16 protein-coding genes are annotated in these 12969 nt (G+C 61.3%); all 16 read left to right on the forward strand.

Annotated elements, in window-relative coordinates; all coding sequences use genetic code 11:
* The first annotated feature begins 17 nt into the window (after nucleotides 1-17).
* Nucleotides 18-1724, forward strand: a complete 1707-nt coding sequence (locus DU29_RS0119755) for a GspE/PulE family protein (protein WP_028623236.1) — start codon at nucleotides 18-20, stop codon at nucleotides 1722-1724.
* The gene (locus DU29_RS0119760; RefSeq protein WP_028623237.1) at nucleotides 1705-2508 is read left to right on the forward strand and encodes a hypothetical protein; all 804 of its coding nucleotides are present in this window, start codon (nucleotides 1705-1707) and stop codon (nucleotides 2506-2508) included. The genes DU29_RS0119755 and DU29_RS0119760 overlap by 20 nt, the downstream gene beginning before the upstream one ends.
* 1 nt (nucleotide 2509) lies before the next feature.
* Nucleotides 2510-3055, forward strand: coding sequence for a PilN domain-containing protein (locus DU29_RS0119765; RefSeq protein WP_028623238.1), 546 nt, complete (start codon nucleotides 2510-2512; stop codon nucleotides 3053-3055).
* Complete coding sequence (locus tag DU29_RS0119770; RefSeq protein WP_028623239.1) at nucleotides 3042-3590, forward strand: GspMb/PilO family protein; 549 nt, start codon at nucleotides 3042-3044, stop codon at nucleotides 3588-3590. The genes DU29_RS0119765 and DU29_RS0119770 overlap by 14 nt, the downstream gene beginning before the upstream one ends.
* A complete protein-coding gene (locus DU29_RS0119775) occupies nucleotides 3590-4105 on the forward strand; it encodes a hypothetical protein (RefSeq protein WP_028623240.1) in 516 nt (171 codons plus the stop codon). Before DU29_RS0119770 ends, DU29_RS0119775 begins: the two co-directional genes overlap by 1 nt.
* On the forward strand, nucleotides 4102-5934 hold the full coding sequence (locus DU29_RS0119780) for a secretin N-terminal domain-containing protein (protein WP_028623241.1): 1833 nt from the start codon (nucleotides 4102-4104) through the stop codon (nucleotides 5932-5934). The genes DU29_RS0119775 and DU29_RS0119780 overlap by 4 nt, the downstream gene beginning before the upstream one ends.
* 2 nt (nucleotides 5935-5936) lie before the next feature.
* Nucleotides 5937-6410, forward strand: a complete 474-nt coding sequence (locus DU29_RS0119785; RefSeq protein ID WP_028623242.1) for a type II secretion system protein — start codon at nucleotides 5937-5939, stop codon at nucleotides 6408-6410.
* Nucleotides 6411-6412: 2 nt separating this feature from the next.
* Nucleotides 6413-6787 (forward strand): type II secretion system protein, encoded by a 375-nt coding sequence (locus DU29_RS0119790; RefSeq protein ID WP_028623243.1) that lies wholly within the window; start codon nucleotides 6413-6415, stop codon nucleotides 6785-6787.
* Nucleotides 6762-7298 (forward strand): type II secretion system protein, encoded by a 537-nt coding sequence (locus DU29_RS0119795; protein WP_028623244.1) that lies wholly within the window; start codon nucleotides 6762-6764, stop codon nucleotides 7296-7298. Before DU29_RS0119790 ends, DU29_RS0119795 begins: the two co-directional genes overlap by 26 nt.
* Complete coding sequence (gene csgE / locus DU29_RS0119800; protein ID WP_028623245.1) at nucleotides 7295-7684, forward strand: curli production assembly/transport protein CsgE; 390 nt, start codon at nucleotides 7295-7297, stop codon at nucleotides 7682-7684. Before DU29_RS0119795 ends, csgE begins: the two co-directional genes overlap by 4 nt.
* Complete coding sequence (locus DU29_RS0119805) at nucleotides 7681-8100, forward strand: curli assembly protein CsgF (RefSeq protein WP_028623246.1); 420 nt, start codon at nucleotides 7681-7683, stop codon at nucleotides 8098-8100. Before csgE ends, DU29_RS0119805 begins: the two co-directional genes overlap by 4 nt.
* 31 nt (nucleotides 8101-8131) lie before the next feature.
* Nucleotides 8132-8998, forward strand: a complete 867-nt coding sequence (locus DU29_RS0119810) for a CsgG/HfaB family protein (RefSeq protein ID WP_028623247.1) — start codon at nucleotides 8132-8134, stop codon at nucleotides 8996-8998.
* 170 nt (nucleotides 8999-9168) lie between these two features.
* Entirely contained in the window at nucleotides 9169-9585 is a 417-nt protein-coding gene (locus DU29_RS0119815; RefSeq protein ID WP_028623248.1) for a DoxX family protein, read from the forward strand.
* Complete coding sequence (locus tag DU29_RS0119820; protein ID WP_028623249.1) at nucleotides 9578-10189, forward strand: antibiotic biosynthesis monooxygenase; 612 nt, start codon at nucleotides 9578-9580, stop codon at nucleotides 10187-10189. Before DU29_RS0119815 ends, DU29_RS0119820 begins: the two co-directional genes overlap by 8 nt.
* Nucleotides 10186-12024, forward strand: coding sequence for an amidohydrolase (locus DU29_RS0119825; protein ID WP_028623250.1), 1839 nt, complete (start codon nucleotides 10186-10188; stop codon nucleotides 12022-12024). Before DU29_RS0119820 ends, DU29_RS0119825 begins: the two co-directional genes overlap by 4 nt.
* A gap of 69 nt (nucleotides 12025-12093) precedes the next feature.
* Nucleotides 12094-12720: an isochorismate family cysteine hydrolase YcaC gene (gene ycaC, locus DU29_RS0119830; protein ID WP_028623251.1), complete on the forward strand. Its 627-nt coding sequence runs from the start codon at nucleotides 12094-12096 to the stop codon at nucleotides 12718-12720.
* Nucleotides 12721-12969: the final 249 nt, after the last annotated feature.

Below are 12969 nucleotides of genomic sequence, written 5' to 3' on the forward strand. Positions count from 1 at the left end.
GCGTTGGAGAGCAAGCCATGGACCGTCTATCCCTTGCCGTAGAACCGGCGCTGCTGGACTGCACACCGTCCCGTTTTACCAGCGAACAATTGGCCCAGGCCCGCGCCCGTGCCACCACCTCCGGCGAGCGCATGCTCGAAGCCCTCGGGGTGCTTTGCGAACTGGCGCCCATGCCGTTCATCCAGTGCCTGGGCGCGACCCTGCATTATCCGGTGCTCGACACCGACACCCTGTTCAGCGCCACGCCGGTGTTCGACCGGGTCACCCTGGCCCAATGCCTGAAACGCGAATTCATCCTGCTGCGTCACGACGACGCGGTGATTGGCGTGTTTGCCGACCCCTTCGACAGCGGCCGTCTGGCCTGGATCGATGACTGCCTGCACGGCGCGCCGTTGTACTTGGTGCATGCCGATGACCTGAAAGCCTATCTGGCGCGGCACGAAGAAAGCTTCCACGCGGTGGAATCGCTCAACGCCCAGGCCGGCGCCCATATCGAAATCGACAACCTGCAAAGCCTGTCCCTGACCAGCATCAGCGAGGACGCCAGCGTCGTCGTCAAACTGGTCAACTCGACCCTGTACGACGCGCTGAAAATGCACGCCAGCGACATCCATCTGGGCACCACCGGCAGCGGTCTGGTGATCAAGTACCGGATCGACGGCGTGCTCAACAACATCAGCAAAATCCAGGGCAGCGAGTTCGCCGAGCAAGTGTTGTCGCGGGTCAAAGTCATGGCCGAGCTGGACATCGGCGAGAAACGCGTGCCCCAGGACGGTCGCTTCAAGATCGGCATCAGCGGGCGGCAGATCGACTTCCGCGTGTCTATCATGCCGAGCATTTTTGGCGAAGACGCGGTACTGCGGGTGCTCGACAAACAGGACCTGGCCGACAAAGTTTGCGGCGTGCAGCTGCAGGCGCTCGGCTTTGAAGACGAGACCTTGCGCCAACTGCGCCGCCTCGCCGCCGAACCCTACGGCATGGTGCTGGTGACCGGCCCGACCGGCAGCGGCAAAACCACCACGCTGTACGCGATGATCACCGAGATCAACCACGGCGTGGACAAGATCATCACCATTGAAGACCCGGTGGAATACCAGTTGCCGGGCGTGCTGCAGATCCCGGTCAACGAGAAAAAAGGCCTGACGTTTGCCAGGGGCCTGCGCTCGATCCTGCGTCATGACCCGGACAAAATCATGGTCGGCGAGATCCGCGATCCGGACACCGCGCAGATCGCCGTGCAATCGGCGCTCACCGGCCACCTGGTATTCACCACCATTCACGCCAACAACGTGTTCGACGTGATCGGCCGTTTCACCCAAATGGAAATCGACCCGTACAGCCTGGTCTCGGCGCTCAATGCGGTGCTGGCGCAACGGCTGATCCGCCTGGTCTGCGCCACCTGCAGTACGCCGAGCAATCCCAGCGATGAAGAGTTGCAGGCGTCGGGACTCGATCCTCGGCAGGTCGATCACTACCAATTCGTGCATGGCAAAGGCTGCGGAAATTGCCGTGGCACCGGCTATCGCGGGCGCACGGCGATTGCCGAGTTATTGCACCTGGACGACGAGCTGCGGCAGATGATTGTCGAGCGCCAACCGATTTCGAAGATCAAGGCCCACGCGTGCAAACGAGGCTTGCGCTTGCTGCGCGAGTCGGCGCTGGAACTGGTGCAGGCAGGGCGGACCACGCTCGAGGAGATCAATCGTGTCACTTTTGTCTCGTGATCGTTTTATCGCCGTGCTCGGCGCCAGTGGCGTCGGCCTCGGCCAGCGCAAGGGCAGCGAAACCCTGTGGCTGGGCAGCGTCGGCTTCATCGACGAAGGTTTTCATGCCTGGTCGGTGGCGCTGGAAACCCTCGACCACCTGCTCGCAGAACACACTCGCCCTGGGGCTGAGTTGAGCGTGGTAATTTCCGGGCACTTCGGGCGTTTTTGCCTGGTGCCCTGGAGCGACCAGATCAGCAGCCCGGCCGAATTGCTCGGTTTCGCCACGCTGTGTTTCGAAGACCTGTATGGCGTACCGACCCAGCCCTGGAACGTTGTGTTGTCGCCGGAGCCTGCCGGTTACGACCGCATAGCCACGGCGCTGCCGCAGGAGTTGCTCGAGCGTCTGCGCAACCTCGCCAGCGCGCGCGAAGTGCGGCTGGGTTCGGTGCAACCGTACCTGATGGCGGCGTTCAATCACTTCGACAAAAGCTTCGACGCTGGTGACTTTCTGTTCGTGGTCGCCGAGCCGGTGCGCAGCGTGCTGCTGGTGGCCCGCGAAGGGCGCTGGGCCTCGGTGCGCTCGGTCGGCACTGGTGACAGTGACGCCGCATTGAGCGCGCTGATCGGCCGCGAAAGTCAGTTGCAGGCCTCGACCAGCGAGCGACCGCTGAACCTTTATCTGCATGCGCCGGCGCGTGTCGACGTGCAACCCGATGTGCCCGGTGTGCAGTTGCGCACCCTCGAAGAAGACCGGACCCACGTACGCGATTACCTGTACGTGATGTCCCGGGCGGTGGCCTGACATGCGCCCGCTGATGCTCGATTTTCAGCCACGTCGCCGCTCCGGTCCTTTGGGCTGGAGCCTGCTCACCGTCGGCGCCGTATTAACGGTGGGTTGCCTGTTCGTCCAGCACCACCTCAGTGAGCAGGCGGCGCAACAGCAAGGCCACTTGCAAACCGCGCAGCGTGTGCTGACCGGCGACAGTGGCAGCAAGACCAGCCTGACCCCGGCCGAAACCCGCGAACAGGCGCAAAACCTCGCGGAAATGCGCAAGGTCTCGCAACAGCTGCGGCGGCCATGGGAGCACCTGTTCGCCATGCTCGAAAGCATGCCACGGGACAACATCGCGCTGCTGGCACTGACCCCGGATGCGCGCAAAGGTCAGGTGCGGATCAGCGCCGAGGCGAAAGACCTGGAAGCGATGCTCGGCTTCCACCGCAACCTCGAAGCCAGCGACGAGCTCTCCGATGTGTCGTTGCTGAGCCACGAAATTGTCGCCAACGTGGCGGAACGTCCGGTGCAATTCAACCTGTCGGCTACCTGGGAGATTGGCGATGCGAATCCCTAAATTGATCGTCCACGAATATTTGCAAGGGCTCGGCGCGCCGGGGCTGGCAGGGCTGGCGATGGTGCTGGTGGCGCTGGTGTATGGCCTGGCGGGCCTGATGCCGGACTGGCAATCGCTGCAACAGCTCAGCCAGCAGACCCGCGAAGCCGGCGAGTACCTGGCCCGCGTCGAGAACGGCAGCGTCGCCGCACCAGTGGTGCCGCAGCGCCAGCTCGATGACTTCCGCAGCAAGCTGCCATCACAACCGCAGGCCACGGTCGCCATCGACAAAATCTACGCGTTGGCCGCGCAGGAACACATCACCCTGGCCCGTGGTGAATACGCCTTGGGTATCGATCCGAAAACTCACCTGGCGCGTTATCAAATTCTGCTGCCCGTGCGCGGCAGCTACCCGCAACTGCGGCGCTTTCTGCATGCCTTGCTGTTGCAACTGCCGGCCGTGGTGGTGGAAGACGTCGAGTTCCAGCGCAAGAAGATCGCCGACACCGACCTGACCGGCCGGATCCGCATGACCCTTTACTTGTCGAGGTCATGATGAATACCAAACGCGTAGCGGGATGGCTCGGGTTCTTCGTCGTCGCGGCGGCGCTGGCCTGGTTGCCTGAATACCTGATGCCCACGGACAACAGCGATGTGGTCGCCGTGGTGGCCCGCCCGGCCAAAGGCACAAACGTCGGCACGCTGCCGGCGGCTTCTACGAGCAAGAAAACCGCCGTAGTCAAGGACCTCAGCCCGGCCGGTGACCTTTTCGCCGCGCGCAGCTGGAAAGCCGCACCGAAGATCGCCACCGTCATTGAACAACCCATCAGCGTCGCCCCGGTCGTGCAAGTCCCCACTGCACCGCCGATGCCGTTCCAGTTTGTTGGCCGCATGGATGACCGTTCCGACTTGCAGGTTTTTCTGCAGAACGGCGAGAAAATATACGTCGTACGCAAAGGGGATGTGATCGACGAAACGTGGCGGATCGAGGGTATTTCCGATGTGGAATTGAGCCTGGTCTACCTGCCTCTGCATTTATCCCAGACGTTGTCTGTGGGGAGCGCGCAATGAACAGATCCCGTTTATTGACCAGTTTGTGCCTGTGCACCGCGCTGGCCGCGTGCAGTTCGGCCCAGGTCGCCAACAAGGAAGCGTCCGACCTGATCGAACAGGGCCAGTACGAAGCCGGCCTGGCGCGGATCGAAGATGGCCTGCGTGAAAATCCTCGTGACACGGAACTGCATCTGGCCTTGAACAGTGGCCGTGCGAAAGCGATCACTGCGCTGCTGACTGAAGCCGATGCCGACCGTGCGCACCGTGATTTTCCCCAGGCGCGCATGGGTTACAGCCGGGTGCTGACCATCGAACCGAACAACCGTCGTGCGCAGGACGCGTTGCGCCAGCTCGACTACCTGCGCAGCATGGATGAAAAACTCGAACTGGCCCGGGGCGACCTGCGTCGCGGCGACATTTACGGCGCCGATCGCCAGGTCAAACAGATCCTCGAACTGGACCCGAAAAACGACGGCGCGCTGGAACTGCAAGGCAATATTCGCCTGGTGCAGAGCCGCAACGTCATCCCGTATCCGCAACTGCGCACACGGCTGGATCGGCCGGTGACCCTGGAGTTTCGCGACGCCAACCTGAAGACCATTTTCGAAGTGCTGTCGCAGGTCGCCGGGTTGAATTTCATCTTCGACAAAGACCTGCGCCCGGATATGAAAGCCACCATCTTCGTGCGTGACGTGCGCATCGAAGACGCAGTGGAACTGCTGCTGCAACAGAACCAGCTGCATCAGAAAGTGGTGAACGAAAACACTTTGCTGATCTACCCGGACTCGCCGCAGAAGCTCAAGGACTATCAAGAGCTGGTGATGCGCACCTTTTACCTGACCAGCATCGACGCCAACACCGCGCTGAACATGATCAAAACCATGCTCAAGACCCGCGACGTGTTCGTTGATGAACGCCTCAACACCCTGACCATGCGCGACAGCGAAGACGCGATTCGCATGGCGGAAAAACTCCTCCAGTCGCAGGACCAGTCCAACCCCGAAGTGGTGCTGGAAGTGGAGGTGATGGAAGTCGCCACCCAGCGGATTCTCGACCTCGGCCTGCAGTGGCCGAACACCTTCGGCGTGGTCAACAGCGATGGCTCGGCGGTGACGTTGCTCGATCAGCTCAAAGGCATCAACTCTAGCCGGATCAGCATTTCGCCGTCGCCACAGGCCAAGATCAACGCGCAGGACAACGACATCAACACCCTCGCCAGTCCGGTGATTCGCGTCAGCAACCGTGAACAGGCGCGCATCCACATTGGTCAGCGCGTACCGATCATCAGCGCCACCTCGGTGCCTTCCACCCAAGGGCCGGTGATCACCGAAAGCGTGACTTACCTGGACGTCGGTCTGAAGCTGGAAGTGCAGCCGACCGTGCACCTCAACGGTGAAGTCGCGATCAAGATCGCGCTCGAAGTGAGTAACGCAACGCCGCTTGAGCCGACCCGGCAGGGCACCATTCCCGTGCAGGTCGACACCCGTAATGCGCAGACCACCTTGCGTCTGCATGACGGCGAAACGCAGATCCTTGCCGGGCTGATGCGCAACGATCACGGCGCCACCGGCAACAAGATTCCAGGCCTTGGCGACATCCCCGGGCTGGGCCGTTTGTTCGGCAGCAACAAGGACACCGTTGGCAAATCCGAGCTGGTGCTGTCGATCACGCCGCGCATCGTGCGCAACCTGCCGTACCAGAGCCCGTCGGACATGGAATTTCCCACCGGCACCGAAACCAGTCTGCACATCCAGGCACCGGACCGGCGCATGCAGACCTCGACTCAGCCTGCGGGCCTCGACCATCCGGTTGCGGTCAATTCCCCAGTCGTTGTCGGGAAGCCTTGATCATGAACGCCTCGCAGCGCGGTTTTACCTTGATCGAAGTCGTGGTGACGCTGGCCCTGATCGGCCTGCTGGCCGGCATGGCCGCGCCGCTGACCGAGACCGTGGTGCGCCGGGGCAAAGAGCAGCAATTGCGCACCGCGCTGTACCAGATTCGCGACGCCATCGACGCCTACAAACGTGCGTTCGACGCCGGGTACATTGAGAAGTCGCTGAACAGCAGCGGTTACCCGCCGAACCTGCAAGTGCTGGTCGAAGGCGTGCGCGATGTGCGCAGTGCCAAAGGTGCCAAGTTCTATTTCCTGCGCCGCGTGCCGCGCGATCCGCTGGCACCGGTCAAGCGTGATGACGAAGGCGGCTGGGGCGTGCGCTCTTATGACAGCACGGCGCTGAACCCGCGCGAGGGCGAGGACGTGTTTGACGTTTACTCGCAATCGGGTGGCAAGGGGCTCAACGGCATCGCGTATCGGGAGTGGTGATCATGACTCGGCAAAAGGGTTTTACCTTGCTCGAACTGATGGTGGTCATGGCAATCATCGCCACCCTGATGACCATCGCCTTGCCGCGTTATTTCAACAGCCTCGAAGCATCGAAAGAGACCACGCTGCGCCAGAGCCTGTCCGCCATGCGCGAGGCGCTCGATCACTATTACGGCGACACCGGGCGCTACCCCGATTCCATCGAGCAACTGGTGGAGCAGCGCTACCTGCGCAACCCGCCAACCGACCCGATTGCCGAGCGCAAGGACCTTTGGGTGCTGGTCGCGCCGCCGGACGGCGTGGCGGGCGGCGTGGCCGATATCAAAAGCGGTGCCACCGGGAGGGCGCGCGATGGCAGCCTTTATTCCGAGTGGTAAGCCGGCTGGCGAGGAGGGTTTCACCTACCTCGGCGTGCTGTTCCTGATCGTGCTGATGGGCATGGGCCTGGCGAGTGCCGGCCAATTGTGGTCGACCGCCTCCAAGCGCGATCGCGAGCGCCAGTTGCTCTGGGTCGGCACCCAATACGCGCAGGCCTTGCGCAGCTATTACCGCAGTTCGCCAGGTCTGGCGCAGTACCCCAGAGAGCTGGCGGACCTTTTGCAGGACGAGCGTTTCCCCAATGCCAGGCCTCACATTCGGCAGTTGTACCCGGACCCGGCCGGCGGCGGTGAATGGACCTTGATGCGTGGGTTTGACGGGCGCATCACCGGCCTCAACAGCCCGTCCACGGACAAGCCGATGAAGCAGGCGGACTTCCCCGCGCAATGGTCGGATTTTACCGGAATGGCCAGCTACGCGGACTGGCAGTTCGTTGCCGAGAAAGCTTTCCTCGAAGGCGCGCCCGGGCCGAAAGCCCAGCCTGGTGCAGCGCCGGGAGTGCAGCCATGAACAGATTCTGTATGGCCTTGATCCTGATCTTAAGCGCTTCGTCTGCCTCGGCCGCCGAAGAGGACGAACTGCTGGGTTTCGTCGTCGATGACACGATTTCGCACATTGGCCACGAGTTTTATTACGCGTTCACCGAACGCCTGCGCGCCACCAGCCCGATGGATTTCAACCTGGTGGTACGCGAACGACCTTCGGCGCGCTGGGGCAGCCTGGTGACCGTGGAATATCAACAGCGATTGGTTTACCGGCGCTTTCTGCCGCCCAACACCGTCGAGCTGAAGGAGGAGGCGTCCGACGCTGCCGACTGGGTTCGCGGACAGATAGTTCAGCGCAAGCTGGAAGCCTTGTTGCAGGACACCACGGACCTTGAGAGGGACGAATTATGAAAACCAAAACGCTCTCGCAGTGCACCGGCTTATGGATGCTTGGCCTTGTCAGCGGCGGCCTGGTCCAGGCCTCGGAGCTGGTTTACACGCCGATCAATCCGTCGTTTGGCGGCAACCCGTTGAACGGCACCTGGCTGCTCAATAACGCGCAATCGCAGAACGACTACGACGACCCCGATCTGAAAAGCCGCTCATCGCTGGCCGGCACCTCAGCGCTGGAGCGCTTCAGCAATCAGTTGGAATCGCGCTTGCTCGGGCAGTTGCTGGACAACATCTCCACCGGCAACACCGGCAGCTTGTCCACCGATGCTTTTATCGTCGATGTGCTCGACGACTCGGGCGCGCTGACGATTGTGGTGACCGATCGGGTGACGGGTGAAATTTCTGAAATCCAGGTGAATGGACTGGCCCCTTGAAGGGGACTCGGGTCGACGGGGAGTGACGGACATGAAAAAAATAATACTGGTTGGGCTGATGCTGGCGGCGTTGCAGGGTTGCAGTTTGCGTGAGCCGATGGGTGCCGAGCAGGACACCGAATCACCGACGCTGACACCACGGGCGTCGACCTATTACGATCTGCTCAACATGCCACGGCCCAAGGGGCGCCTGATGGCGGTGGTCTATGGTTTTCGCGATCAGACCGGGCAATACAAACCGACCCCGGCCAGTTCGTTTTCCACCAGCGTGACCCAGGGCGCGGCGAGCATGCTGATGGATGCGTTGCAGGCGAGCGGCTGGTTTGTGGTGCTGGAACGTGAGGGGCTGCAGAATCTGCTGACCGAGCGCAAGATCATTCGCGCGTCGCAGAAAAAGGCCAATACGCCGGTGAATATTCAGGGTGAGTTGCCGCCGTTGCAGGCGGCGAATCTGATGCTCGAGGGTGGAATCATTGCGTATGACACCAACGTGCGCAGTGGCGGGGAGGGCGCGCGGTATCTGGGGATTGATATTTCCCGGGAGTATCGGGTGGATCAGGTTTCGGTGAACCTCCGTGCGGTAGATGTGCGCAGTGGGCAGGTGTTGGCGAACGTGATGACCAGCAAGACGATTTATTCGGTCGGGCGCAGTGCCGGGGTGTTCAAGTTTATCGAGTTCAAGAAGTTGCTCGAGGCTGAAGTCGGCTACACCACTAACGAGCCGGCGCAGTTGTGTGTGCTGTCGGCGATCGAGTCGGCGGTGGGGCATTTGCTGACGCAGGGGATCGAGCGCAAGTTGTGGGCGGTGGCGGGGGATAACGCGGCTGCGGTGCAGAATGAGACGCTGGATCGGTATCTGGCGCAGAGCAAGATTGTGCCTGAGGAAGAGAATGAGTGATTCCCCGGCCCTGCAGGCGTCGCTCAACCCGCTGTGGGTGAGAGCGGTCATCTGCAAGCTCCTCCGAAAAAAACAGCACGTACATCCAATTTCCCAACCCCCCGCCCCGGGCACTATCAAACCATTCCCGGCGCACCCACGCCGGCGGTTTTTTTCTGTGCGGGCGGGCCATGAACACATCGCAATGGGATGAACGCGCTCCCGACCTCGGCTTGCTTTTCCTGCGCGTCAGCGGTGGGCTTTTTCTGCTGTGGGTTCACGGTCTGCCCAAGCTGCTTAACTACAGCGCCGAACTGCAGCTCATCGAAGATCCCTTCAACCTCGGCGCCCACGTCACGTTGATGCTGGCGATATTCGCCGAGGTGTTCTGCCCGTTGCTGATCATCGCAGGGGCGCTGGTACGTCTGGCCTGTCTGCCGATTTTGTCCGTGCTGTTGATCGCGATGTTGGTAGTGCACCCGCAGTGGACCCTCGCCGAAGGGCAGTTCGGTTGGTTACTGTTGATCGTTTTCACCAGCGTTTTTATCGCCGGGCCGGGAAGGCTGGCGCTCAATGTGCGTTTCGCCGGAGCTTTACGTTATGCCTGATTCCATCCAGCCCGAGCTTGCCAAAAAAAGCTTCGATGAAGTCGTGACCCTGGTTATCAAGCACCGGGTCAAGGCCGGTTTTGAAGTGGCTTACGAGGCGTGGTTGCGCAACATCGTCAGCATCGCCGGGCAGCAGGACGGGCACTTGGGTGTCGATGTGATGCGCGGCAAAAACGCCGGCCTCGACCTGTACACCTGCGTACTGCGCTTTTGCTCCACCGAGGCGATGCAGCGCTGGCTCGATTCACCCCAGCGCCAGGCACTCGTTAACGAAGCCACGCCGATGCTGGCCGATGGCGACCAGACTGAAGTCAACCCGGTCAACGAGTTCTGGTTCGCCCCGGCCGAAGCGGGTTCACCGCCACCGCCACGCTGGAAACAGGCAGTGGTGACGCTGCTGGTGATTCTGCCGCACACGCTGCTGGTGCCGTTGCTCTGGGGACCATTGCTGCAACTGCATGCTTTTCTCTCCAACTACGTGGTTGCGACGTTTCTGATCACGCTGACCATCGTGGTCTCGGTGGTGTACCTGTTCATGCCATTGGCGACGCGCCTGTTCGCGCCCTGGCTGTCTCCCTCCACTCAGCCCAAGGAAACGCGATGAACGCCGACCTGATTTTATTCAATGGCCACTTTCATACCGTTGACCGGGAAACCCCGCGCGCCAGCGCCGTCGCGATCAGCGAGGGTCGCTTTGTCGCCGTCGGCACCGATGCCGACGCCATGGCTTTGCGCGGTTCCGGCACCCAGGTCATCGACCTCAAGGGCCGGTGTGTCATACCCGGCCTCAACGACTCGCACTTGCATCTGATCCGTGGCGGGTTGAACTACAACCTCGAACTGCGCTGGGAAGGCGTGCCGTCGGTGGTCGATGCCTTGCGCATGCTCAAGGATCAGGCCGACCGCACGCCGACCCCGCAATGGGTACGCGTGGTCGGTGGCTGGAACGAATTCCAGTTCGCTGAAAAACGCATGCCGACCCTTGAAGAACTCAACCAGGCTGCGCCGGACACCCCGGTATTTGTCCTGCATTTGTACGACCGCGCCTTGCTCAACCGCGCCGCGCTGCGAGTGGCGGGCTACACGCGCAACACGCCGAATCCACCGGGTGGCGAGATCGTCCGGGACAGCAACGGCGAGCCGACCGGCATGCTGGTCGCTCGACCCAACGCGATGATCCTCTACTCGACGCTGGCCAAGGGGCCGAAGCTGCCGCTGGAATATCAGGTCAACTCGACCCGCCAGTTCATGCGCGAGCTCAACCGCTTGGGCCTTACCAGCGCCATTGATGCCGGCGGTGGTTTCCAGAACTATCCGGACGATTATCAAGTGATCGAGCAGTTGGCCAAGGACCAGCAACTGACTATCCGCATCGCTTACAACCTGTTCACCCAAAAGCCGAAAGAAGAACTCACCGATTTCAAGAACTGGACCAGCAGCGTCACGCTGCATCAGGGCGATGATTACCTGCGCCACAACGGAGCCGGGGAAATGCTGGTGTTTTCCGCGGCGGATTTCGAGGACTTCCTCGAGCCGCGTCCGGACCTGCCGCAAACCATGGAAGACGAGTTGGAGCCGGTGGTCCGCCACCTCGTCGAGCAGCGTTGGCCGTTCCGTTTGCATGCGACCTACAACGAGTCCATCAGCCGCATGCTCGACGTGTTCGAGAAGGTCAACCGCGACATTCCGTTCAACGGTTTGCCATGGTTTTTCGATCACGCGGAAACCATCACGCCGCAGAACATCGAGCGGGTGAGGGCGCTGGGTGGCGGCATCGCGATTCAGGATCGCATGGCGTTTCAGGGCGAATATTTTGTCGAGCGTTACGGTGCCAAAGCCGCCGAAGCGACGCCGCCGATCAAGCGCATGTTGGCCGAAGGCGTACCGGTCGGTGCCGGCACCGATGCCACGCGGGTGTCCAGCTACAATCCATGGACTTCGTTGTACTGGATGGTCAGCGGCCGCACGGTCGGCGGGCTGGAACTGCACAGCGAAGGGCTATCGCGCCAGACCGCGCTGGAATTGTTCACCCACGGCAGCGCCTGGTTCTCTTCCGAACAGGGCAAAAAAGGCATGATCAAGGTCGGGCAACTGGCTGACCTTGCAGCGTTGAGCGCGGATTTTTTCAGCGTCGACGAAGAAGCGATCAAGTGGATCGAGTCACTGTTGACTGTGGTCGGCGGCAAGGTGGTGTACGCCGCCGGAGATTTCGAAAAACTCGGCCCGGCCAGTGTACCGGTGCTGCCGGACTGGTCGCCGGTGGTCAAGGTGCCGGGACACTGGCGGCCGACTTCGCCGATGCAGGCGCAGGTGCACCATTGCAGCGGGCCGTGTGGCGTGCACGCGCACAGCCATGACCGCGCGCGTTTGTCGAATGCGCCGGTGAGTGACTTTGCCGGTTTCTGGGGCGCCTTCGGCTGCTCGTGTTTCGCTTTCTGATGAACATGATAAAGCGTCGGCCCGACGTGCCGGCGCTGCCAGCGACAACCATCCCTCGAGGAGTTTCACATGAGCAATGTTCCCTACAAACGCCTGAACAAAGACGACGCTGTGGTGCTGTTGGTAGACCACCAGACCGGTCTGATCTCGCTGGTTCAGGATTTCTCGCCCAATGAATTCAAGAACAACGTGCTGGCCCTGGGCGACGTCGCCAAGTTTTTCAAACTGCCGACCATCCTCACCACCAGTTTTGAAAACGGCCCGAACGGCCCGATGGTTCCTGAGTTGAAAGAGCAGTTCCCGGATGCGCCGTACATTCCGCGTCCAGGCCAGATCAATGCCTGGGACAACGAAGATTTTGTCAAAGCGGTGAAAGCCACCGGTCGCAAGCAATTGATCATCGCCGGTGTGGTGACTGACGTGTGCGTGACGTTCCCGACCCTGTCGGCACTGGCTGAAGGCTTTGATGTATTTGTGGTCACCGACGCTTCCGGCACGTTCAATGAAACCGTGCAGCAAGCTGCTTGGGCGCGCATGACTGCGGCCGGTGCGCAACTGGTCAACTGGTTCTCGGTGGCGTGCGAGCTGCAGGGCGACTGGCGCAACGACATGGAAGGCCTGGCGAACCTGCTGTCGCCGCGCATTCCAAACTACCGCAACCTGATGAACAGCTACTCGGTGCTGAGCGCGAAGTAAGTCCTGTGGCGAAAAAAATGCCCGCCATTGTGCGGGCATTTTTTTCAGTCTCAAGGTGAGGGGAGTCTCTGTGGCGAGGGCTTTTCTAGTGATCTGCTTTTGTGGTGCTGATCTTTTGTGATGATGAGATTTTGTGATGATGAGATTTTGTGGCGAGGGAGCTTGCTCCCGCTGGGTTGCGAAGCAGCCCCCTTGTTACAAAAAAAAGCAGGGGACCGCTACGCAGTCCAGCGGGAGCAAGCTCCCTCG

The organism is Pseudomonas sp. Ant30-3, assembly GCF_000690905.1.
Classification (GTDB): Bacteria; Pseudomonadota; Gammaproteobacteria; order Pseudomonadales; family Pseudomonadaceae; genus Aquipseudomonas.